General features: G+C 49.2%; 19 protein-coding genes. 9 read left to right on the top strand and 10 right to left on the bottom strand.

Annotation, left to right across the window (positions count from 1 at the left end):
* Nucleotides 1–45 precede the first annotated feature (45 nt).
* From psbH to H6F51_15150, 5 genes are all read left to right on the top strand, one after another.
* Nucleotides 46–240 (top strand): photosystem II reaction center protein PsbH, encoded by a 195-nt coding sequence (gene psbH / locus H6F51_15130; protein ID MBD1823817.1) that lies wholly within the window; start codon nucleotides 46–48, stop codon nucleotides 238–240.
* A 134-nt stretch (nucleotides 241–374) separates the two neighbouring features.
* Nucleotides 375–671 (top strand): TatA/E family twin arginine-targeting protein translocase, encoded by a 297-nt coding sequence (locus H6F51_15135; GenBank protein ID MBD1823818.1) that lies wholly within the window; start codon nucleotides 375–377, stop codon nucleotides 669–671.
* A 6-nt stretch (nucleotides 672–677) separates the two neighbouring features.
* Complete coding sequence (locus tag H6F51_15140) at nucleotides 678–1,295, top strand: aminoacyl-tRNA hydrolase (GenBank protein MBD1823819.1); 618 nt, start codon at nucleotides 678–680, stop codon at nucleotides 1,293–1,295.
* Between the two features lie 8 nt (nucleotides 1,296–1,303).
* Nucleotides 1,304–1,567: a DUF3146 family protein gene (locus tag H6F51_15145; GenBank protein ID MBD1823820.1), complete on the top strand. Its 264-nt coding sequence runs from the start codon at nucleotides 1,304–1,306 to the stop codon at nucleotides 1,565–1,567.
* A gap of 93 nt (nucleotides 1,568–1,660) precedes the next feature.
* Nucleotides 1,661–2,491, top strand: coding sequence for a slipin family protein (locus tag H6F51_15150; GenBank protein MBD1823821.1), 831 nt, complete (start codon nucleotides 1,661–1,663; stop codon nucleotides 2,489–2,491).
* A 97-nt stretch (nucleotides 2,492–2,588) separates the two neighbouring features.
* On the opposite strand, the gene H6F51_15155 is transcribed toward H6F51_15150, so the two are convergent.
* The 10 genes from H6F51_15155 to H6F51_15200 form a co-directional block, all read right to left on the bottom strand.
* A complete protein-coding gene (locus tag H6F51_15155; protein MBD1823822.1) occupies nucleotides 2,589–3,317 on the bottom strand; it encodes a glutathione peroxidase in 729 nt (242 codons plus the stop codon).
* 169 nt (nucleotides 3,318–3,486) lie between these two features.
* Nucleotides 3,487–4,374 (bottom strand): alpha/beta hydrolase, encoded by an 888-nt coding sequence (locus tag H6F51_15160; protein ID MBD1823823.1) that lies wholly within the window; start codon nucleotides 4,372–4,374, stop codon nucleotides 3,487–3,489.
* Between the two features lie 154 nt (nucleotides 4,375–4,528).
* Nucleotides 4,529–4,879 carry a DUF1815 family protein gene (locus H6F51_15165; protein ID MBD1823824.1) on the bottom strand — a complete coding sequence of 117 codons (351 nt, stop codon included), beginning with the start codon at nucleotides 4,877–4,879 and terminating at the stop codon, nucleotides 4,529–4,531.
* 437 nt (nucleotides 4,880–5,316) lie between these two features.
* Nucleotides 5,317–5,529, bottom strand: a complete 213-nt coding sequence (locus tag H6F51_15170; GenBank protein MBD1823825.1) for a DUF2839 domain-containing protein — start codon at nucleotides 5,527–5,529, stop codon at nucleotides 5,317–5,319.
* 32 nt (nucleotides 5,530–5,561) lie between these two features.
* Nucleotides 5,562–7,085, bottom strand: a complete 1,524-nt coding sequence (locus tag H6F51_15175; GenBank protein ID MBD1823826.1) for an ATP-dependent DNA helicase — start codon at nucleotides 7,083–7,085, stop codon at nucleotides 5,562–5,564.
* A gap of 104 nt (nucleotides 7,086–7,189) precedes the next feature.
* Nucleotides 7,190–8,053 carry a hypothetical protein gene (locus H6F51_15180; protein MBD1823827.1) on the bottom strand — a complete coding sequence of 288 codons (864 nt, stop codon included), beginning with the start codon at nucleotides 8,051–8,053 and terminating at the stop codon, nucleotides 7,190–7,192.
* A gap of 103 nt (nucleotides 8,054–8,156) precedes the next feature.
* On the bottom strand, nucleotides 8,157–8,759 hold the full coding sequence (locus H6F51_15185) for a DUF1517 domain-containing protein (GenBank protein ID MBD1823828.1): 603 nt from the start codon (nucleotides 8,757–8,759) through the stop codon (nucleotides 8,157–8,159).
* Nucleotides 8,760–9,149: 390 nt separating this feature from the next.
* Complete coding sequence (locus tag H6F51_15190; protein MBD1823829.1) at nucleotides 9,150–11,291, bottom strand: TonB-dependent receptor; 2,142 nt, start codon at nucleotides 11,289–11,291, stop codon at nucleotides 9,150–9,152.
* Between the two features lie 284 nt (nucleotides 11,292–11,575).
* Entirely contained in the window at nucleotides 11,576–12,262 is a 687-nt protein-coding gene (locus H6F51_15195; GenBank protein MBD1823830.1) for a hypothetical protein, read from the bottom strand.
* A gap of 498 nt (nucleotides 12,263–12,760) precedes the next feature.
* Nucleotides 12,761–14,908, bottom strand: coding sequence for a polyribonucleotide nucleotidyltransferase (locus H6F51_15200; protein ID MBD1823831.1), 2,148 nt, complete (start codon nucleotides 14,906–14,908; stop codon nucleotides 12,761–12,763).
* Between the two features lie 399 nt (nucleotides 14,909–15,307).
* Between H6F51_15200 and H6F51_15205 the strand changes: the two genes are divergently transcribed.
* The 4 genes from H6F51_15205 (at nucleotide 15,308) to H6F51_15220 (ending at nucleotide 22,659) form a co-directional block, all read left to right on the top strand.
* Nucleotides 15,308–18,367 (top strand): DEAD/DEAH box helicase, encoded by a 3,060-nt coding sequence (locus tag H6F51_15205; GenBank protein ID MBD1823832.1) that lies wholly within the window; start codon nucleotides 15,308–15,310, stop codon nucleotides 18,365–18,367.
* 4 nt (nucleotides 18,368–18,371) lie between these two features.
* Nucleotides 18,372–19,178: an SWIM zinc finger family protein gene (locus H6F51_15210; protein MBD1823833.1), complete on the top strand. Its 807-nt coding sequence runs from the start codon at nucleotides 18,372–18,374 to the stop codon at nucleotides 19,176–19,178.
* Between the two features lie 381 nt (nucleotides 19,179–19,559).
* Nucleotides 19,560–21,836: an FG-GAP repeat protein gene (locus tag H6F51_15215; GenBank protein ID MBD1823834.1), complete on the top strand. Its 2,277-nt coding sequence runs from the start codon at nucleotides 19,560–19,562 to the stop codon at nucleotides 21,834–21,836.
* 97 nt (nucleotides 21,837–21,933) lie between these two features.
* Nucleotides 21,934–22,659 (top strand): triose-phosphate isomerase, encoded by a 726-nt coding sequence (locus H6F51_15220; GenBank protein ID MBD1823835.1) that lies wholly within the window; start codon nucleotides 21,934–21,936, stop codon nucleotides 22,657–22,659.
* The last annotated feature ends 93 nt before the right edge of the window (nucleotides 22,660–22,752 follow it).

Consider the following 22,752-nt stretch of genomic DNA (forward strand, 5'->3'; position numbering starts at 1 on the left):
GTGTGAGTTTAGATATTTGTCGAGACTAACTTAACAAGGTGGGCTATGGCACAGCGGACTCGATTGGGAGACATCCTCAAACCTTTGAATTCAGAATACGGTAAAGTCGTTCCCGGATGGGGCACAACGCCTTTGATGGGCATTTTTATGGCGTTGTTTTTGGTCTTCCTGCTGATTATTCTGCAAATTTATAACCAAGAACTCATTCTCAACGGTTTTGATGTGGATTGGGGCGGTTAGAACGATCGCCGCATGGTTAGCATATGCGCTCCCGGATTCGTCCGGGATTTTTTTTACGAAGCGCATTAGAGACGATCATGAACTCGACAGAACAACCTTCTAGAATAGAAGCTACCCCTTACTCGGAGATTGCTATGAACTTTTTCGGCATTGGCTTACCGGAAATGGTCTTGATTTTGGTGGTTGCATTACTGGTGTTTGGTCCGAAAAAGCTCCCCGAAATCGGACGCAGCATGGGTAAAGCAATTCGCAGCTTCCAGGATGCCTCAAAAGAATTTGAAAACGAATTTAAGCGCGAGGCTGAGCAAATCACTACCGCTACGCCCCAATCGATGCAAGCGACCTTAGAAGAGAAACCAACGCTTGCCCCAGCGGAAACCGATCATGACAAAACCGACGAGCCAATTACCGCGACCGTCGAGAAAGATTAGAGTGTTATGCCCGAAGTGCCTCAGTTGGCTCAATTGCCTCAAATAATTGTCGGCTTGGGAAATCCCGGCAGCAAATACGAAAATACCCGCCACAATGTCGGATTTCTCGCGCTCGATCGCCTCGCCGATCGCTGGCAAATTCGCCTCTCTGAAACGAAGAAGTTTCAGGGCTTTTTTGGAGAAGGCATGAGTCCTGCGGGCAAAATTCGCTTGCTCAAACCGACCACCTACATGAACCTGTCTGGACAATCGATCCGGGCTGTAGTGGATTGGTACAAGCTCCCTCCCGAATCGGTGATGGTGATTTACGACGATATGGATTTACCCGTCGGTCGGTTAAGAATTCGTTTGTCGGGGTCAGCCGGGGGGCAAAATGGCATGAAATCGGCGATCTCACATCTGGGAACGCAGCAGTTTCCTCGGTTGCGAATTGGTATCGGCAGTGCCAAGTCGAGCGAGAAAGATGCGGTATCTCATGTATTAGGCACTTTTGCGCCAAACGAGAAAAGCGCGATCGATGAAGTTTTGGACTTGACCGTGAGCGCGATCGAACTCAGCCTCAAGCAAGGGGTTGAAAAAGCGATGAGCCTTTATAACAATCAGATCGTAGAGCCGAAATCGTAAATCATCCAATTGTGAGCAAACGTTTACCAGAAACCACTGCCCATGTCCGCATTCTCCGTCAGTCCTGGCAGCAGGGCAGCATCGAGGGTGAAGTGCGAGCAAATGAGTATGAGTGGCAGTTTCACTGGCATTTTCGGCGCGGCTTGTTGAGTATTCAACCTTCGTTGGGGCGTGCTTTGATTAAAGAGCCGCTGGGACGATTTCTCGAAGCTAAAGACTATCAGCTTGAACCTGGTGGAGATTATTCGTTCACGATTCGAGCAGAGTTGTAGATTTATCAAATTTAAGATTCTTACGCGGGTCACGCGGGGTACTTCGTCGATCGTGCGTGTTAGAACAAAGCTATCCCTTTAAGAAACACGATTATGGGAAGCTTTGTTACAGTCTTTTTTACAGCGCTGGTGATTCTGGCGCTGAACGGGCTGAAGGTCGATCGAGAATATCAGCGCGGCGTGATTTTCCGGTTGGGACGTGCTAAAGGCACAATGGGGCCTGGAATGTACTGGATTATTCCCTGGGTTGATCAGAAAGTTCAGGTAGATATTCGTACCAAAACCGTCAATATTGAACCGCAAGAAACGATTACCGCAGATAGCGTCACTGTTCGCGTCAATGCTGTTCTGTACTATCGAATTCTTGATCCGACTAAAGCGATCAACCGTGTCGAGAATTATGAAGTGGCAGTGTATCAGGTCGCTTTAACCAGCTTAAGAAACGTGGTCGGTCAGAATATGCTGGATGAAGTGCTACAGCATCGCGACAAGATCAATTCGCGGGTTCAAGAAATTGTGGATGAGATTACTGAGCCTTGGGGAATTGTGCTAGAGCGAGTTGAGATCAAAGATGTCGAGATTCCAGCCAGTATGCAACGGGCGATGGCAAAAGAAGCGGAAGCGACACGGGAAAAGCGATCGCGCTTGATCAAAGCTTCGGCAGAACAAGAGGCATCGCTGAAACTGGCAGAAGCTTCACAGAATATGAGCCAAAATCCGGCGGCACTGGAGCTTCGACGCTTGCAAATGTTGACGGAAATTGGGGCGGAGAATAATACGACGACGATCATAATGATGCCGTCTGATTTTATTAATGCCGCACGTCGCTTAGCAGAGCCTTCAACTTCCTCAACGAACGGGCAGGAGGCACAGCCTTTTCACCCCGAAGTTCTCTTCGGTGTGAAGAGAACGGAGCGAGAATAGAGAAAGTTTTGAATTTGTGCAGCACTGCGCTCGGAGTTTGAGTAATTGATTATTCGTTGAACCGGTAGAGAGATTTCTACCGGTTTTTTGTCAACGATTACGTCAGATATGCCTCTAAATCTTCAGATCCACCAACCAGTACGCCATCGACAAATACCTGCGGCACTGTAGTTGCACCCGTTACCGCTCGTAAGGTGCGAGGGCTGGCATCTCGACCCAAAATGATCTCTTCATAGTCGAGGTCATGCTCTTTCAGCATTCGTTTTGCTTTAGCGCAGAACGGACATCCAATTTTTGTGAACAGTGAGATCGCTTTTGGTTTCTCTGCGGTTTCATTAATGTACTTCAGCATCGTGTCAGCATCTGACACTTTGAATGGGTCTCCGGGTTCGTCGGGTTCGATGAACATTTTCTCGATCGTCCCATCTTTTACGAGCATCGAATAGCGCCATGATCGTTTTCCGAATCCAAGATCGCTTTTATCGACCAGCATCCCCATGCCGTCGGTAAATTCTCCATTCCCGTCAGGAATCATGCGGACGTTTTCGGCGTTTTGAGATTTGCACCATTCAGTCATCACAAACGCATCATTCACAGAGATGCAAATAATATCATCGACACCATTCGCTTTGAATACCTTTGACAGTTCGTTGTAGCCAGGAACGTGCGTTGATGAACAGGTTGGTGTGAATGCTCCTGGTAGTGAGAACACAATCACTGTCTTACCTGCAAATAATTCATGGGTTGTGATGGTGACCCATTCATTGTTTTCGCGGCTGCGGAAAGTGACATTCGGAACTTTTTGCCCGGAGCGATCGATGAACATAAGCGCTTCTCTCTTTTTAAGTTGCTTTATTTCTTTAGAAAGCGTACTCGGAATGAGTACGACTTGTCAAGCGTAGAACGATCGTTTTTGCCAGAACAAATGATTTCACAAAAAAAGAACGATCGCCATCAAGTGCACGATCGTTCGCGAATGACAACTTGCGGCAATATTACGCCCAAGCAGGACTTCTGAGAAATTCGAGCAGTTCTCGATTCACGGTTTGCGGGACTTCCTGCTGAATCCAATGCCCACAGTGCGGAATCAATTTGAACTTAAACGGAGCCGAAATCCACTGCTCGATCCCGTCCATCAACTTCGGACTGAGAATCGAATCTTCGTCGCCCCAAAGCACCAAGGTCGGAACCGAAATCGGATCGGGCGATCGCATCCAATCCCGCATCCAGTGCCCGGATAAAAATAGCTGACGATAGTAACTCATGGCAGCCGCGATCGCTCCCGGTTTTTGCAGCGCCGTTTGATACTTCTGAACCAGATCTTGAGTAAACACTCCCTTGCGGACGGCTTGCTCTTGCAGCATATTCTGTACAAACGCTCTCATGTTCGACTGAATCAGCCACTCCGGTAAGTTAGGAACCTGAAACGCCAGCACATACCAACTCCGACGCAGTTGATCCAAGTTGCTGAGTAAATCTTTGGCGAATCGCTGCGGGTGTGGAGCGCTGAGGAGCGCCAAGCGATCGAGCGAACTCGGAAATTTCTGCGCCAATCGCCACGCGATCGCACCACCCCAGTCGTGCCCTACCACATGAGCGCGATCGTAGCCTAAGCGATCGATCAAGCTACGAATATCTGCGCTTAAGGTATCGAGGTCGTACCCGCTCGCGGGCTTTTCTGAATCGTTATAACCTCTGAGATCGGGAACAACTACCTTAAAATGCCGTGCTAGTGCTGGAATCTGATAGCGCCATGAATACCAAAACTCAGGAAATCCGTGCAGCAGAAGAACTAAGTCTCCCTCTCCTTGTGTCACATAATGCAATCGGATGTGGTTGGCTTCAATGAATTGATGCTGCCAATTAGAGTCAGGAACGGTCATAAGTTATCTTCATACCAGCCCCAGGATGCGATGGCACTTTGGCCTGAGGCGCAACGGGCTGCGTTAACGAATGCACCTCGCTTTCTGCCAAATTATCTCATTGAAAGCGCACCCGCAGAAACGAGGGGATCACTGACCGTTAAACGATTTTGGCTTATCGTAAGCTTTCGACAGGTGCGATCGGGCGGTAGTCGGATGGCTGAATCTGATACTTCACCAAGTTTGCTAACTCTTGAAGCTGGCTGATCGCTTCCGCGCCCTCAAGCTTCATTAATTCTCGATCGTCACGCATTTCCGTCCAGGTGATGCCATAGTCGGATACCAAGAACCGAATCAGATGGTTATTGCCCAGACTCACCATAAACGAAGCGCTATTCATTTGACCGCCACAGGTGTAACAAGATGCCAAGTAACCCCGGTTCTCCAGCACGGTTGCTAGTGCTTGGAGATTCATTACCAGATCTTGAACAAATTGACGGTGTTGCTCTGCTAGTCGTAAGAACACAATTGTCCTCCAATCACCACGATTAATTCTAAACCTTATCTTAAGAATTCAACGTTTATTTCCCTGATAATATAGCGCGATCGCGCAAATACCGAAGAAAATAGGTGTTAAATAAAATACCTTAACGAGAGTCATATTACCCGACTGAACCACTAGCCAAAGTAGCGAACGCAACAAGCCCAAGAAAGCATAGGGTTCTTAATATTTCGTACTATTGTTTAGGTAACGTTTGAAGCTTGTTACGCTTGCTAACTTCGAGAAGTAATCAAGCCCCCTGACTGAAGCTGTCCTCATTGTAGATAGGGGATCACGCAATTGGGGGGAATTGATCCGTAGAGTTCATCGAATCAATACGAAGTTCTTATTAAAGCAATAAAGGGGATCAATTGATCCCCTTTATCAACCAATAAATCGCCTTTTTCCTGTTAGAAATAAATCTAATTGGCTTGCCACCAACCCGCCGCAGGGCCAACAAATCGAACGACAATCCAAGCAACTACAAGTAGGGCAATGCCAGTCCAAGCTCCGGTGGATGTCCACTTCATAAACTGCTGCGTTTGGGTTTTGGTTAGGGGCAACCAGGGCGCAATTCTGGATTCTTTACCGTAATTGTCACCCAATGATTCTTTCCGACGTTTTGCTTCTCCCATAGATTTTTATGCGTTGAGGTGTATTACTGCGATCATATCGCGTTTGATTCGTCGCCTACATCGCTGAAGAGCGTGTCATCCAGGTAGTTAATGCGGGCGAAGGGACTGAGTGCAGTTAAGACTTGGCTGCCGTAGCTGCGGTGAAGAACGCGAGTATCGAGCAATGCGACGACTCCCTGACTTTCGCGCACCGGGGAGACAGCGCGTTGAAGTTCGCTCAGGGCTTGCGGTAAGAGGTAGAGCCGAAACCAGTCTTGACGATGCTGTTTATAGTGAGCAACGCGACCTGCAACTAGAGGATGCTCTAGTGAGGGAATCGGTAACGTGGCGATCGCTAGCATTTGGGGCGCAGGTAAAACGCCTTGATGCTCCCGCCAAAATTCCCAGCCGGTGACTAAAATTCCGTTGTCTTCAAGACAGGTACGCTCGACTTGGACTCTAGAGCCAAATTCCGCTGCCAAAATTGACCCAACTTGAGATTTTAACGGTGTATCGCCGACAAGAATGACGGAAAAGGCTTGAGAAGAAATTGCGAGGAGCGATCGCAGTTCTCGCAGCAATGCTCCCTGAAATTGGGGTGTATTCGGTAAAGGAATACCTTCAGGCTGATAAAGCTGAACCAGGTCTTCTTGGCGATCGAGCGCAAATTTCAAGCAGGTTAAATCGGCTTCGAGACCGATCGAGGCTCGATACATCGTGGCATCCGAGTCTAGGTCTAATGCTCCACCGATGAGTACAGTCGGTTGCTGTGACCAAATTGGGGCAAGCGATGAAGCGACTTCGACCGGAGCACAATGCAGGGAAAACTGCCCGGATTGGCGCGCGATCATTACCCAGGTCAAGCGATCGGCTCTGTTGAACTGCTCAAAAAATCGTGCCCAGTTCGGCGGCAAAGATTCGGTTAATTGCTGATGGAGATCGGTGAGAATGTCGCGTTCGGATTGCTCGAACAAATAACATTCGTAAGGGTTTGCAGGGTGCTGAAAAACAGCGCGAATCAACTGAATGCGCGCATCTCGAATCAAATCGACCTGAGCAGGACAGGCAAGCATCAGCGCTTCCCAATCAGCAGATTCGATATTAAAGGTCAGTTGCTCTCGCGTCCAGGCTTCTAGATCGTCCACGCCGTCGATGATTGTGGGAATTCCGGGGGGAAATCTGCCCTCATTGTTGAGTCGATCGCTCAGCCACGCTTGTGGAGTGGTGATTAAAATCCCTTTGTAATCGGGAGAAGGAGCGCGATCGCCAACCTGAATCGGTTTTGGGTGAGTGATCCACTGATGCAGCCGGGGAACTTCAACTCTTAAAATCCGCTGCTGGATCATTTCAGGCACAACCAGAACCACAGGTTCGTGCCACATCAAAATCGGCACAAGATAGCTTAAACGGTAGCGTCCCTGAAGATCTGAGGGTGCGCCCGTTTGAATCAGGGCACTCCGACCGATACGAAGCGCCCGTGCGACCAATCGCGCCATTGTCAGATGGTGCGACCAGTACGATTCGCCTTGCTCTCTGAGAAAGGCTCGCAGTTGTTGATGGACTTCTACCTCAATCACACGCTTCGCTCACTGCGGAACTAAACCATCATTTTGACACACTGATAAAAAACCCTGTGGCAAGTTATCTCGCCCCAGGGTTTTTCAATTTCTAATCGTTACGATTAACGGCGGCGACCGCTACCAAACGAAGAACGCGATCGTGTTCCGCTACCAAATCCACCCGGACGGTTAATTCGGCTGGGTGTAGAGCGATTCGATCGGCGTAAGGTGCTGGTTCCATAGCCCGATCCGGTGGGTCGATCGTTGCTAATCCGGGGACGCGCAACACGCGGATTATTAAATCCAGGCGATCCAATGCGTCCGGTGGAGCGGAAGACCTGACGGTTGCGTTCGACCGCAGGCGGTGCTTGATAGCGCTGCTGATAGCGATTGACGGCTTGACCGTAGGAAGAGCCATATCCGCCAAATCCGGTCATCGGCACTCCGGGCTGATAGAACGGGGGCACGTAATATTGGGGACGGAAGAGGAGGCTACCGATCGCTTGACCCGCGACTGCGCCCGCAAACGGTGCCCAGAAATTCGGTTCTTGTCGCACAACGACTGTCTCCGTTCGTCCAGTTTGAGGATTGGTGACGTTTTCCGTGACGTTGTGAACGTACTCGATTTTGAAGTCTTCGGGAATATGCAGTGAAACTTGTCCGTTTTCGGATTTGAGATAGCCTTTTTGACCCGCACTTACTTCTTCTGGAGTGAGTTGAGCCAAGGGTAAATTCTCCGTTCTAAACGACGAACTGACTCCCGCAGGCGTGTCTCTCAGCAGTACGGTATATTCACCAGTTCCATCATCGAAGGTCGCTTGCTGAACGGCGAACTTTCCATCCGGTAGTTTTTGAGTAGCGCGGCTGGTTGCGGCTGGGCGATTCGATTCAGTCCGGATCGGATCGCCAATCGACGAGCTGCCACAACCGACCGTTGTCCAGCAGAGCGCAACTGACATGGAGAGAGCAAGAAATTTTCGCATCATCGATCGCGCGAGTTTAATAGAGAACATTCGGCTTTACCTCTTTACCGTTCTAGAGTCTTTTTCTACACTATTCAGCATCCTAACGAGAGAAGGCTGTGTATTTCTAGAGGGGGATCAGTTCGGGGAAAAATTCCAGCAAATGATCGGAGTTGAGTTCGTCGCCGAGACGCGAAGGAGAAAAGTGAACTTGAATCGCTCGTAATCGCTCTTGGTAGTGCAGGTTAATGATTGCCTTGAGTCCTGTCGCCATCGCTCTGAGATCAGCAAGGTCGGTTTCGAGTTCAGGAACTTCTCCTTCTGCTGCGATCGTAATCATTACGATCAAATTCTGCGTCACGGGTAACGTCAATGGATCGGTCGTAGTTCCCGTATCGGGTTCAAGTTCGGGGGCACTGAGATAACGCTGGGCTGAATCGGTGAACAGTTCATTCACATAATCTCCCGCTTCGCCTTCATCCGAAATCGCATCGCCTTCGTTTGCTGCCGATCGCCAATAGGTCTGATATTGCAGCAAACTCTGACAAATTTCGACCAAGCCTTCGCCTAAGACTTGCAGATCGCCTTCGGACTGGAGCGCTTTTCGACCTGCTTGATTGAGGATACCGAGCAGTGGCGCAACTTCATCTCCTGCTAGATGCAGGAAGATGCGGCAGACCACAAAGCGATTTCTACCTGTAAATCGATTAAACCGATCGCGCAAACTCATAAAAACAACCTGAATTCTATTTATAAACAAGGGACAACGTACTAAACTTTCGAAATGAGAACGTCTGTCATAGGTCAGGCGTTTCTTGCGCTTCACATTATCTTGTGCGGATGACTTTGAGGGGCCATACCAGATTGATTTATGGATGCGACAGATTCTCGCCCCCTAAATCCCCCAGAATGGGGGACTTTGAGTATGATCTGTCGCATTCTATGTTTAATTCAGTATCAGACCGTGTGATAGAGAGGCACTTAAGCGCAGCCGCTCATTTCTTTTTAGTTGTGACCGCCATTTTCACTCCATTAATTCTTCAATCACAGCCGTCGAGCTGATTCTCAGCACTCGCGTCTTAGTAAGGCTAGAACATTATCAAACTTAAGCCTCAACACTCTAGAAATCTGAGACTAAACCAATTCGATAGGTTAAACCCGGTTGATAGATGCGATTGACTTTTTCATAGCTGCGATCGGCAAGATTTTCGAGAAACACGGTGAGACCCAGTCCACGCGTCACCGGAATCCGCAAGCCCAGATCAAAACTAATCCAAGATGGTGAAAACTCGCGGGGATTATCATTTGCTAGCGTGAATAAAGCACGTCGTGCGCCGCTAAAGTAGTTGGCATATAAATTCACTTCCCAACCGTTTGAAGCATAACCGATGCCAAATCGCGCGACCGAAAACGGAATTGTACTTAACTGCAATCCTCGTTCTGCACCACTACCAATCTTGGCATCGGTGTAAGTATAGTTCACAAAGGTAGACCACTGTGGGGAAACTTGCCAGCGCAATGCTGCCTCAATGCCATTCGTATTGACCAAGCCAACATTTGTCCATTGTCCCGACTGAACGGCAATGCGATCGTTTAACCGACTACCAAAGTATGTGAACTGCGCGGCGAAGCTTTTCGCGAGTTGCACATCCAATCCAGCCGTCCAAGACGATCCGATTTCAGGCTTGAGGTCAGGATTCGGCAACCAGTTGTGAACCGTATCAAACGCATACAGTTGATCTAAGCCCGGATTGCGATGGACAGAGACCCAACTTCCCCGGAGTGCAAGACCGGATGAGAGTGCCCAACGCGCTCCGACACTGGGATTGAGATAACTCCCAAATTCGCTAGTAAAGTTCTGGCGCAATCCAAATTCTGCCTGGAAATTGTTGGTAATCTGCCAAGTATTCAAGGCAAATAAGGCAGCTTGAATGCGATCGCGATCGAACTCTCCATTAAATCGAGCCAATTGCGGCAGTGTACTAAAAGCTTCTCCGTTGAGCAGCGAATTTTGCAGATCTACACCCCAACGCAGATTGTTCGTTTTGCTCGTTTGCCAATTGTGTTCGACTCTGGCATTCAAGCCGCGAGAGTTCAGAATGCCACGGCGAAAGAATGTGGTTTGTGTCGGTCCGTAAGTACTAAAGTAGTCTTGATTAAACGACAACGTGGTATTGAGCGTAGAGTCTTGCCCGTTTCCTAGCAGGGCTTTCCAGGTTAAGCCGACATTCACCGTGTCGTGATCTAAGCGATCGCGCTGTAATGGAAATCCAAAGTACAAGAGTCCGCGCCGACTTGTGACTGTTGAGACATCTAAGCTGACCGAGTTGCGATCGCCAAGGTCGAAACTCAGATTGCCATAGTAATTATCTTGAGTCGAATCGCCGTTAAACAGTCGCCCATCCAAGCCCCGATTCGCAGCTCCCACCGGAACACGATAATCATTGTCCGCCTTGAATCGCTGATAGCTCAATAGATAGTTCACGTCTCTGAATGATCCAGAGTAGCTGCCGCGATAGTTCGAGGAGCTAAACGATCCTAACTGGGCAAAGCCATTGAACTGTGGAAGACCAGTCCCTTTCTTTGTGACGACATTCACCACACCGCCGATCGCTTCAGAGCCGTAGAGAGTCGCAGCCGTTCCGCTCGATAGTTCGACTTGCTCGATCGCGCCTGTAGGAATTGAGTTGAGATCAGTGCCACCGTGATAGATATTGACATTTGATCCGATCGGTCTACCGTTGAGCAGAAACACGGATTGATTGATCGAAGCCCCTCGGTAAAAGGTTCCAGTGTGAATATCCGCACCAAAGCCGACATCATTGACAGCAAATCCAGGCAATCCCCGCAAAATCTCGGCTAAACTATCCGAACTCTCACGCCGAATTTCATCAGAGTCGATCGTATAAACCGGAGTTGAGATTGGCTTTTGAAGCTTCTCGACTCCAATAATTTCTTCCCCTTCTTCTTCCGCAGCGGAATCTGGAGCTTGACTATCTGGAGCTTGACTCTCTTGTGCAATTTCTACGGTGTTATCACTTGTTGATGAAAAATCGAATTGCAGTAAACGAGCATCAGTCAGTGGCTTTTGAAAGTCACGCAGATTAGCAAGTGTGGATGATGGTTGTGAAATCCTAACGTTCCTTAAAGAATGATCTGAAGCGGGGTTTGCTGATGCTTCTGAACTATAGCTCAATTCTATAATCGTGCAGAACCATGCCGCGCTAGATATAAACGCGATGCCAAGTGAATGAAATTTCATCAGGATTGTGAGTGACTAGATGCTTAAGCTGCTATTTAAGCTTTGGGCTTAGTAATGCTATGTAGTCACTTGTATAGAAGGTTGTCAGGTGTGCTGTCAAACGACACCGCGTCGTAGTTCAATCGTCAGGGAGGGCAATTCTTTTACTTCTTTCTTGTCGCGTTCGTCTATCGACGTTGCGTAGCAATCGCCATTTTCACCAGTATTGTCAACTTAATCCGAGTCGTGACAGCAGTGCGATATTACCTGTAATGGGTTGATGGAAGCATTTCGTCGGAGCGTCTCTAGCCGACCGGGACATTACGAAAAACGCGGACGTTTGGGATATCCAAATCGATGCGATCGAGATCCTTCGGCACTCGCACTGTCACCGAAGCATTGACTGTCGCGCCCGGACTTAAGTTTGCCATTGTGACGAACTGATTATTCGGGGTTTGGGCACTCACTGCCGTGTATTTCTCGTTGGTGCGGGTGTTCAGCGCGTAGGCGTTGGGTAAATCGATTTCTGTGAGTCCCTGTACGGGTTGATCGAGGCGACGAATCCGGAGTTGAATTGTAGCAAGATTGGGATTTCCAGATTGGGTGACTCGGTTTGCCGATAGAATTTCAACTTCGCCCGATCGATCTAGGGTCGGTTGGCGATAGCGACCGGGTTCGACTTGTTGAAATCGATTTTGGGCGATCATCGGCGCGATCGGACGACTAATACCTTGATTGGGCAAACCTGACTGCGCTGGATTGGGTGCAGGTTCGCTTTGTCGCCGCAGACTACTTGCTTGAATTGCGGCAAAGCAACTCAGAAAGAAAGCAATCACCGACAGCAAGAGGGCTAGACCCGAAGCGATGTCAGTCATCGGTGTGCCTTGATGTGAATTCACCCTAGGCGGAACCGGTAGGGGATCGGCGCGACGTGGAGAATCGAGATCTGGTTCTAAAGCTTTTCGGGGGGGAGTGTTCCGTTCTTGCACCATTATGCTCACCATCAAGGGATTGTCGCTCAATTTTATGGGTGAAACCGCATGACTCGTCCTCCCCCGTAGAAGGATCTTTTTTGCTGCGATCGGGTTTGGTGAGTTGATTGATGAGATGGCGATCGCTGTTTTAGTGCTCCGGAGAGCTGTTTCAGTGATCTGGAGAGCTGTTTCAGTGATCTGGAGAGCTGTTTTAGTGCTCCGGAGAGCCATTTTAGTGGTCGCGATCGCTATTTCAGTGCTCCGGAGAGCTATTTCAGTGGTCGCGATCACTATTTCAGTGCTCCGGAGAGCTGTTTTAGTGCTCCGTTGGGCTTGTACTGCTCACGAATGATCGGGCGATGGAAAGTTGATCACGAACGATCAATAAAGAGATAAGAACGATCAGCACAAAAAATCCGCAGACCTGCTCATTGTGAGCGATCGTGCGGATTCCATGTTTCGATAATTCTACCTTGGGCTCAGGAATCGTTCTTGGAATAAACAATCCCCAAACTGTTATTTCGAGGCGGCTTCTCGCGCTGCACTGGCTTCGTCGGGATGAATGCCCAAACGAGTAAGATTGACTCGACCCCGGTTATCGATTTCGCGGACTTTCACGACCACTTCATCGCCCACCATCACCTCATCTTCAACCTTACCGACGCGATGATCAGCAAGCTGCGAAATGTGAACCATGCCTTCTTTGCCGGGGAGAAACTCGACAAATGCACCGATCGGGATAATCCGCGTCACTTTACCCGCATAGATATCGCCTGCATTCAGCTTGCGCGTCATGCCCTGGATAATCGCTTTAGCACGTTTGGCTTTCTCGCCTTCGATCGCAGAAATTGTCACCGTACCGTCTTCCGCGATGTCAATCTTGGCTCCGGTTTCTTCGGTGATGCCTTTGATCGTCTTACCGCCAGGCCCGATGATCATGCCGATTTGATCAGAATCGATCTTGATCGTCAACAAGCGAGGTGCATAGGGCGAAAGCTCTGGGCGAGGTTTGTCGATCGCTTCGAGCATTTTGTCGAGGATATGCAGACGGGCGGGTTTTGCTTTGTGAATTGCATCAGCAATCACGTTCATCGGCAACCCAGTAATTTTCATGTCGAGTTGCAGCGCTGTAATTCCTGTGTCGGTTCCGGCGACTTTGAAGTCCATATCGCCTAAGAAATCTTCGATCCCCTGAATATCGGTGAGGATGCGGATTTCTTCACCTTCTTTGATTAGCCCCATCGCCGCGCCACTCACGGGCTTGATGATTGGAACTCCGGCGTGCATCAGTGCCAGCGTTGATCCAGACACAGAACCCATTGAAGTGGAGCCGTTTGAAGACAAGACTTCAGACACGACTCGAATCACATAGGGAAACTGTTCTTTGGGGGGAAGAACGGGAATAAGGGCGCGTTCGGCTAATGCCCCGTGACCGACTTCACGCCGACCGGGCGATCGCATCGGTCGCGTTTCTCCTACCGAGAAGGGCGGGAAGTTGTAGTGGTGCAGATAGCGTTTCTCGGTGTCGGGGTGCAAATCGTCCATTTCTTGTTCATCGCCCGGACTGCCGAGAGTCGCGATCGATAACACTTGGGTCAGCCCGCGATTGAATACACCGCTACCGTGAACTCGCTGCGGCAGAACGCCGATTCGACAAGAAATCGGGCGAATTTCGTCGAGCTGGCGACCATCGACGCGGACGTTATCTTCGACGACTTGACGACGCATCAGCGTTTTGGTCACGTCTTTGAAGGTGTTGCTGAGGGCTTTGGCATCGGTGGATGCTGCCGCTTTGACCGGATCATCTTCGGGCAGGGCTTCGATTTCAGCCACCAGTGCGGCTTTGACTTCATCAAGTGCTGCATCGCGAACGGTTCTGTCTTTTTCTAACCGAGCAAGAATCTCTTTGACCGGAGCCGTGACGCGATCGCGGATAAAATGCTCCAGCGTTTGATCAATCACCGGCGCTGCTTCTTGCACTAACTCGATGCCGAGCGCTTCAATAAACTCACGCTGCGCTTGAATCAGATCGCGCACCGCTTCGTAGCCGAAATCGATCGCTTCGATCATGTCCGCTTCGGGCAGTTGATTTGCGCCCGCTTCGACCATAATCACGCCGTTCGGAGAGCCAGCGACGACTAAATCTAAATCACCCGACTCGATCTCTTTGTAAGTGGGGTTGATCACAAAATCATCGCCGACTAAACCCACTCGCACCGCTGCCATCGGGCCATTGAAGGGGATTTTAGCGAGCAGGACTGCGATCGATGCCCCCGTGACGGCAAGTACATCTGGCGGCACTCGTTCGTCCATTGACATCGTAGTGGCGACCACTTGAATGTCATCCCGTAACCAGGCGGGGAATAGCGGACGCAGGGGACGATCGATTAAACGGCTGGTGAGAATTGCTTTTTCTGGGGGACGACCTTCGCGCTTAAGAAATCCACCGGGGATGCGCCCGGCTGCGTACAAGCGCTCTTCGTAATCCACGAGCAAGGGCAGAAAATCGATGCCCTCTCTTGCTTTTGCACGAGTCGCAGTCACCAGAACTGCTGTATCTCCTGACTCGATTAAAACTGCTCCTCCAGCTTGGGGGGCTAACAAGCCGACTTTGAGCCGAATATCCCTACCATCAAAGGATATTGACTTCTCGAACTCTTGCATGAATTATATTTTCCTTTCTTCTCTTTTCCTACTACCGCAATCCTAACATCGATATACTTTTGCTGACCTTTTTGTTTGCAATAGAGTGGAGGGATTTTAGTTGAAGAAGTGGGGGATGGAGAGTGGGAAGTGGGTCGAGTTCATGGGGGTTTGGAGACGAAATCATCGCTGAAACAATCGCGGTAGAATGAAGCGAGGGAATTGAATTTGAAGGCAGGATTACAACTTGTTAGATTGCTTAAAGAATAGAAAGCTTTCTTGATTTTGGAGCGTAAAGATTGCGATCGATGAGATTAAATTTTGCAGCAGATTCTTACTTAGGCGAGGCGATTTCTTAGAAGATTCAGAAGTGGCTTGCCGAAAGTTGAGCTAGTTCGCTTTTATTTTGAGTAGTTTGGCATGGCAGTTTTACATGGTGGATGGTTTGCTCAAGCGCCCGACTCTGAAGGGGGCTTGTTTCTGTGGGGGGAAACGTGGCGCAGGTTGGAGGCGATGCCAACTGATGCAGGTGTTCTAGCGCACCCCTATGCGATGAATCAAGCCGAACTGCTGGCGTTCTTAGAACCGTTGGGATTAAAGCTGCCGCAGATTGAACCTCCGAAACGCGGACGTAAAAGCGCAGCGAATCTGGAAAACTGGGCGGTGCGATCGCTCTCGTTACCAAAGGACGGAGAAGCACCGCAGCTTTCTGCGTCTGAGATCGCGGAATGGGTGCTGTATCCCTGGAAGGTTGAGGGGCTGTGGTTGAATTCAGCTCAGGCGTTTGACTTTCTGAATTCTTTGCCGTTGGGTGCTTTGGGAGATGATTCGTTTTTGGGTGGGGATTTACGATTTTGGTCGCATACAGCGCGGTGGGCGTTGGATTTGCTGGCGCGATCGAAGTTTTTACCGGATTTGACTCACTGGGAAGCTTTGCTGGATAGCTCAACGGATCAAGCGAGGTTGCGTCACTTTGCGCGCCAGATGCCTTCAGTTTGTCGGTTGTACCAGAATTGCGAGGAGATCGCGATCGATTTGCCGATTGAACCTCAAGATTTACTCCGAGATTTTCTCAATCAATTGATTGATGCTCAAGTTCGCAAATCAGTTACGACACCCCGGAATCCATCAATTCTACAAGCCTGGATTCAAGGACTGGGTACAAAATCATCAACGCTAGACGAAACGGAATCGAAAACGCTATCGACGGCATTATCGAATTGGAAAGCGCCATTACAGAAAACGCAAGCACAATTTCGCGCTTGCTTGAAGTTGATTCCACCTACGGAAAGCTATCAACGCTGGAAGATTGAATATCTGCTGCAGGCGATCGACGATGCAGAGTTCACCGTTAGCGCTCCGATTATCTGGCGCAATCCGGTCGAGCAACTGAATCATGAGGGACGAATGATCGATCGACCCCAAGAAACTTTGCTGATGGGATTGGGATTAGCATCACGCTTATATCCACTGATCGAACCGAGCCTGCAAGAAGCTCGACCGCAAGCCTGTTTACTCGATCCAACTCAGGCTTATGATTTTTTGATGAATGTTGTATGGCGCTTGCAGGATAGCGGAATTGGTGTGGTTCTGCCACCCAGTTTGGCAAATCGCGGTGGACTGGCGAATCGATTAGGATTGCGAATCAAAGCGTCAACGCCGACGAAACAGAAGAAAGGCAAGCTGGGATTACAAAGTTTATTGAATTTTGAATGGGAATTATCGATCGGCGGTCAAAGCCTGACGAAACGAGAGTTCGATCGATTAGTGGCGCAGAATTCGCCTCTGGTTGAAATTAACGGTGAATGGGTAGAGTTAAGAGCGCAAGATATTAAATCTGCACAGTCGTTCTTCGCGGCACGAAAAGATCAGACAACGCTATCGCTTGAAGATGCACTCCGAATTAGTACCGGGGATACCCAAACGATCGAGAAACTTCCGGTTGTGAGTTTTGAAGCATCGGGCGCATTGCAAGAGTTAGTCACAACGCTAACGGGAACCGGAACGCTAGAGGAAATAGAAGCGCCCAAGGAATTTAGAGGTGAATTAAGACCGTATCAAGCTCGTGGTGTAGCCTGGCTACAGTTTCTTGAAAGATGGGGCCTGGGTGCTTGTTTAGCGGACGATATGGGATTGGGAAAAACGATCCAGCTAATCGCCTTTATTCTGTTACTGAAGCAGAACAAACAACTGGAGAACCCTATCTTATTAGTCTGTCCAACTTCGGTTCTCGGTAACTGGGAACGAGAAGTTAAGAAGTTTGCGCCGACGCTAAAAGCGATCGTGCATCACGGAGATAAGCGATCGCAAGGACAAGCTTTCGCCAAGGCTGTGCAGTCCTGCAATTTAGTGATTACCAGTTACACGCTTGTACAGCGCGATTTGAAAATACTTCAGCTTGTTTCGTGGCAAGGAGTTGTACTCGATGAAGCTCAGAACATTAAAAATGCAGAAGCAAAACAGTCTCAAGCTGTGCGAGAACTAGAAGCAGAATTCCGCATTGCATTGACAGGAACGCCGGTCGAAAACCGGTTAACTGAACTGTGGTCAATTCTCGATTTTCTCAATCCGGGTTACTTAGGACAGAAAAACTTCTTCCAGCGACGATTTGCGATTCCGATCGAGCGTTACGGCGATACCACTTCACTGCAAACGCTGCGATCGCTAACTCAGCCTTTCATTCTCAGGCGTTTGAAAACCGATCGCTCAATCATTCAAGACTTGCCGGAGAAACAGGAGATGCCTGTTTACTGTGGATTGTCTGCGGAACAAGCAGCGCTCTATCAAGCAATGGTCGATCGCTCCCTTGCCGAAATCGAAGCAGCAGAAGGTATTCAGCGCAAAGGCATCATTCTTGCACTACTCACGAAGCTAAAGCAAATCTGCAATCATCCTGCATTGTTCAATCGAGAAGAAAGCATTCCGTCGAACCGATCAGTGAAGTTGCAACGACTCGAAGAAATGCTCGAAGAAGCGGTTGCAGAAGGCGATCGCGCTTTAATCTTCACTCAATTTGCAGAATGGGGAAAACTGCTGAAACCACATTTAGAACAGCAACTAGGACGTGAAACGCTGTTCCTCTACGGCAGCACTTCAAAGAAACAGCGCGAAGAAATGATCGATCGCTTCCAAAATGATCCGCAAGCTCCTCGAATTTTCATTTTGTCGCTCAAAGCAGGCGGAGTCGGCTTGAATCTCACTCGTGCAAATCATGTGTTTCACTACGATCGCTGGTGGAATCCAGCAGTCGAAAATCAAGCCACCGATCGCGTCTTTCGCATCGGACAAAAGCGAAATGTGCAAGTGCATAAATTCGTTTGTACCGGAACGCTTGAAGAACGCATTCACGACATGATCGAAAGCAAAAAAGCCTTAGCCGAACAAGTCGTGGGTACAGGCGAGAACTGGCTGACTGAATTAAATACCGATCAGCTTCGAGATTTACTCTTGCTCGATCGTAGCGCTGTGATAGAGGAGTAAACCGATGAGTGATTCTTACGTACAACCTAACCGTGAATGGTGGGTACAACAGTGGATTGATTTGTTAGAACGCATTGGATTTACACAGCGATTAGCACGAGCGAGAAACTACGCGCGTCAGGGAAACGTTCTCAGTCTCGAATTCAACGGTGCAAAAGTAATCGCAAAAGTGCAAGGAACGGCACCCGAACCGTATGAAGTGTCATTTTCGCTCGATCGCTTTACTGATGAAGAATGGGGCTATGTGATCGAATCGATGGCAGAACGGGCAATCTTTTCTGCCAAACTCCTAGCTGGAGAAATGCCGCAGAACATTCAAGATGTCTTTATCGCTAATGGATTGAGCCTATTTCCATACGACAAATCTGCGATTCATAGTCGCTGTTCCTGCCCTGATCCGGCAAATCCTTGCAAGCATATAGGAGCCGTTTACTATTTGCTGGGCGATCGCTTCGGAGAAGATCCGTTTGTGTTGTTCCAACTGCGCGGACGCAGCAAAGAAGAAATTATTAATGCACTGCGTCAGATTCGCAGCTCCGGAGAAGAAAGCGCGATCGCATCAGAAAACGCGATCATTCGAGCGATCGCCCCCCTGAATCCTGATCAATTTTGGAACTACAGCGATCAGCTTGAGCCTTCCTTAATCGTCATCACTCCGCCGCCTAGCAGCGAAACGGTTTTAGATGTGTTAGGAACAATTCCGCTCAAAATCGACCCGCCTGCGAATCAAGCCGCAATGGAAACCCTGAAACTGATTTATCAAACGGTCAGTATGGGAGCAGTGCAAATGGCAATGGCGCTGAATCTGTAAAGATTTCTATGCTGTAAGGAGATTCAAATTTCTTATTTAGACTTTCAATAATTTTAACAATTTCGATTAGAAGGAACTTAATTTCTGCAAGATCTAATATATTCATCAATCAACATTGTTGATCCGGAATATTATCTTTTCTCCTATCGCTGAAACTTTTCAGTAGAATAGCTTAGACACTCAAATCCTCTCTATACCGCAAGCTCAGCGCCGAATTTCTAAAGATTCTTTGAGACAATGCGAGTTTTTAAAGCAAAGATAAAGCACCTGCTTTTCCTAAACGAGCTGTTTGAAAATTCAATGTAGGTTGTACGGGTTTCGATAAGAAAAGCTCACCGAAAATGGTAGTTAGAAAGAGTACAAGATTTTTGGCTCTAGAGAATGGCAGGACAAAATATCCTTACTGAATCTTTCAGAAATGCAGATGTTAGCCAATTCAATTGGCTCCCTGGTATCAGTCAAGCTGGAGCACTTCCCCCAATTTTGACCGCTCGGAGCAGCAGTTCTGCTTCTCCAGGTGGAATTGCTGGCGGTGGCGCAGATGCTCCCGGCAGTGGCGCACTCCGCCTCACCAACAATACCCAGGGTCAAGGCTCCTTTGTGATCTACAACAAACCCCTGAATGCCGCATCAGGGCTGTCAGTCGAGTTTGATTTATACGCTTATGGGGGAAGCAGTGCTGATGGTATCAGCTTCTTTTTAATCGATGGTACTCAGAGTCCCACCGCAGGCGGTGCAGTGGGGCGCAGCTTGGGCTACTCCTCAGACTCGTCTACTGGTGCCGCCGGAATTGTGGGCGGATATTTGGGAGTCGGCTTTGATGAGTTCGGTAACTTTTCGACCAGCGAAGCCGGAGCAGCGGGGATTGGCAACAGACCTCAATCGATCGCCGTTCGCGGTCGAGAAGGACTGAACTATCCACTCCTACAAAGCGTTGCTCTACCTGATGGAAGCCGCATTGATGTTCCCACAGCCACAAGTCGAGCGGGCAATGCTCGGCGAGCCAAGATTGATCTGACGACCGCTGGGCTGCTTTCTGTAGCACTCGATGTCAATGGCAATGCTGTTTTTGACAGCGGTGAGACCTTTATTTCCAATCTCAACGTTACCCAGAATCTCAGCTCAGGCGATAGCCCCCTGCCCACGACCTTCAAGTTTGGCTTTGCGGCTTCAACAGGAGGATCCACCAACTTCCACGAAATCAATAACCTTTCGATTAGCACCTTTTCTGGAACCTACACGCCGCTGGTCGAATTCCCTACAACGACCGGCGTGATTTCGTCGCGTAGCTCTACGATCACAGCAAGTATTGATGTCGCGACCGACAAAGCAGTCACTATTCCGCTCCTTGTCGGTGGCACAGCCCAGAACAACATCGACTATCGGCTTTCGTCACAAACGATCACGATCGCGCCTGGACAAACCACAGGCAGCATCACGCTCACCAGACTGAACTCGCCAACCGCTGCGGATAAAACGATTCAAATCAATCTTGACACTCCGACCAATGCTGACAGAAGCCCACGGAACGCAGCAGTAAACCTCGTATTGGCACCTGGGGTGACATTCACGAATCCTACCGACTGCGAGATTCCCGATTTTGATGGCAACGGCGGCGTTGATTTGCCCTGGCGCAATGTGGCAACGACTGAGAGTGCAATTTGGTTGATCGATGGGACGCAAGTAAGCGCGGCTGGCTTTACAACGACAACTGGGCCTAACTGGGAAATCGCTTCCACCCGCGATTTCAACGCTGATGGTAGAACCGACCTGCTCTGGCGCAATGGTGTTACAGGTGAGAATGCAATCTGGTTAATGAATGGCACGGCGATCGGGCAAGCCGTCTTTATCACACCACAAGCTGATCTCAACTGGGAGATTGTGGGTTCACGCGACTTTAACAATGATGGAAAAGCGGACATCTTCTGGCGGAACGGAGTGACGGGTGAAAATGCGATCTGGCTGGTGAACGATACGACGATCGCCAGTGCTGCGTTTCTCACAACGACTGCGACAAGCTGGCAGGTTGCTGACTTTGGTGACTTTAACAACGATGGCAAAGCGGATCTGGTTTGGCGTAATGCTGTCACAGGTGAAAACGCAATTTGGTTAATCGACGGAACGACGGTCAGTGGCGCTCAATTTCTCGCAACGATCGAGGATTTGAATTGGCAAATCATTGCCGCAGGGGATACGAGCGGCGACGGGAAAGCAGATTTGATCTGGCGGAATCGATCGACGGGCGCGGATGCCGTCTGGTTAATCGATGGCACGACCGTAGCAAATGCACAATTTCTCTCGACGGTCAGCGATACCAACTGGCGGATTGCCGATGTCTGTGACACCAATGCGGATGGAAAAGCAGATTTAATCTGGCGCAACTCTGCAACGGGAGAAAATGCAGTTTGGCTGTTGGATGGAACCACGGTTGCCAACGCTGGCTTTATTGGGACAGTTGCTGAACTGAACTGGGAGATTATCAGCGCACGCGATACGAGCAGAGATGGCAAAGCCGATCTGATTTGGCGGAATCGATCAACAGGTCAGAATGCGATCTGGCTGCTCGACGGTATCACCGTTACAAACGCGCAATTCGTGCAAACGGTTGAAGATCCAAACTGGCAGATTCAAATTCGTCCGGGTGCGCTAGCGCTCTAAAGGCAGCGGAATCGGGAGCGATCACTCCCGATTCCCCTCCAAAACTGTCCCCGCGAAGCCGTAGACTGGAAAATGCAATTTAATAAGCTGACAGACCGTGCGAAAAATTATCATTGCTGGCAATTGGAAAATGTTCAAAACCCAGGCAGAAACGCTGGAGTTTTTGCAGGGATTCATGCCTCAGTTGGAGAACACACCTGACGATCGAGAAATAGTGCTGTGTGTGCCGTTTACTGATTTAGCAGTGTTGTCGAAGAATTTGCACGGAAGTCGGATACAGGTCGGGGCGCAGAACGTGCATTGGGCAGAGACGGGAGCCTTCACGGGCGAGATTTCAGCGTCGATGCTGACAGAATTAGCAGTTCGCTATGTGGTGATCGGGCACAGCGAACGGAGACAGTATTTTGGCGAAACGGATGAGACGGTGAATCTGCGGCTGAAAGCGGCTCAAAGTGCTGGATTGAAGCCAATTCTTTGTGTGGGTGAAAGTAAGCAGCAACGGGATACAGGTGAGACTGAAGCGGTGATTTTCGCTCAGCTTGAGAAGGATTTGGCGGGCGTAGATCAAGACAATTTAGTGATTGCTTATGAGCCGATTTGGGCGATCGGAACTGGAGATACTTGTGAGTCGATCGAAGCTAATCGCGTGATCGGGCTGATTCGCAGTCGGTTGAGTAATCCGAATGTCACGATCCAATATGGTGGATCGGTCAAGCCTGAGAATATTGATGAAATTATGGCGCAACCGGAGATTGATGGTGCTTTGGTGGGGGGTGCAAGCCTTGATCCAAAAGGCTTTGCTCGACTTGTCAATTTTCAGTAAAAGCGATGAAGCTTCGGAATGAGGTGATGGTTCTAGCAAAAGAACTAAATCGGAGCTAGAACCATCACCCTCATCGAACATCGAACAACTTCA

It is taken from the genome of Cyanobacteria bacterium FACHB-DQ100 (genome assembly GCA_014695195.1).
In the GTDB taxonomy this organism is placed as follows: Bacteria; Cyanobacteriota; Cyanobacteriia; order Leptolyngbyales; family Leptolyngbyaceae; genus Leptolyngbya.

Bases quoted from the DNA above. Each gene is read 5' to 3' on its own strand.
- psbH (MBD1823817.1), top strand. From the start codon at position 46: ATGGCACAGCGGACTCGATTGGGAGACATCCTCAAACCTTTGAATTCA.
- H6F51_15135 (MBD1823818.1), top strand. From the start codon at position 375: ATGAACTTTTTCGGCATTGGCTTACCGGAAATGGTCTTGATTTTGGTG.
- H6F51_15140 (MBD1823819.1), top strand. From the start codon at position 678: ATGCCCGAAGTGCCTCAGTTGGCTCAATTGCCTCAAATAATTGTCGGC.
- H6F51_15150 (MBD1823821.1), top strand. From the start codon at position 1,661: ATGGGAAGCTTTGTTACAGTCTTTTTTACAGCGCTGGTGATTCTGGCG.
- H6F51_15155 (MBD1823822.1), bottom strand. From the start codon at position 3,317: ATGTTCATCGATCGCTCCGGGCAAAAAGTTCCGAATGTCACTTTCCGC.
- H6F51_15160 (MBD1823823.1), bottom strand. From the start codon at position 4,374: ATGACCGTTCCTGACTCTAATTGGCAGCATCAATTCATTGAAGCCAAC.
- H6F51_15170 (MBD1823825.1), bottom strand. From the start codon at position 5,529: ATGGGAGAAGCAAAACGTCGGAAAGAATCATTGGGTGACAATTACGGT.
- H6F51_15180 (MBD1823827.1), bottom strand. From the start codon at position 8,053: ATGATGCGAAAATTTCTTGCTCTCTCCATGTCAGTTGCGCTCTGCTGG.
- H6F51_15185 (MBD1823828.1), bottom strand. From the start codon at position 8,759: ATGAGTTTGCGCGATCGGTTTAATCGATTTACAGGTAGAAATCGCTTT.
- H6F51_15190 (MBD1823829.1), bottom strand. From the start codon at position 11,291: ATGAAATTTCATTCACTTGGCATCGCGTTTATATCTAGCGCGGCATGG.
- H6F51_15195 (MBD1823830.1), bottom strand. From the start codon at position 12,262: ATGGTGCAAGAACGGAACACTCCCCCCCGAAAAGCTTTAGAACCAGAT.
- H6F51_15200 (MBD1823831.1), bottom strand. From the start codon at position 14,908: ATGCAAGAGTTCGAGAAGTCAATATCCTTTGATGGTAGGGATATTCGG.
- H6F51_15205 (MBD1823832.1), top strand. From the start codon at position 15,308: ATGGCAGTTTTACATGGTGGATGGTTTGCTCAAGCGCCCGACTCTGAA.
- H6F51_15210 (MBD1823833.1), top strand. From the start codon at position 18,372: ATGAGTGATTCTTACGTACAACCTAACCGTGAATGGTGGGTACAACAG.
- H6F51_15215 (MBD1823834.1), top strand. From the start codon at position 19,560: ATGGCAGGACAAAATATCCTTACTGAATCTTTCAGAAATGCAGATGTT.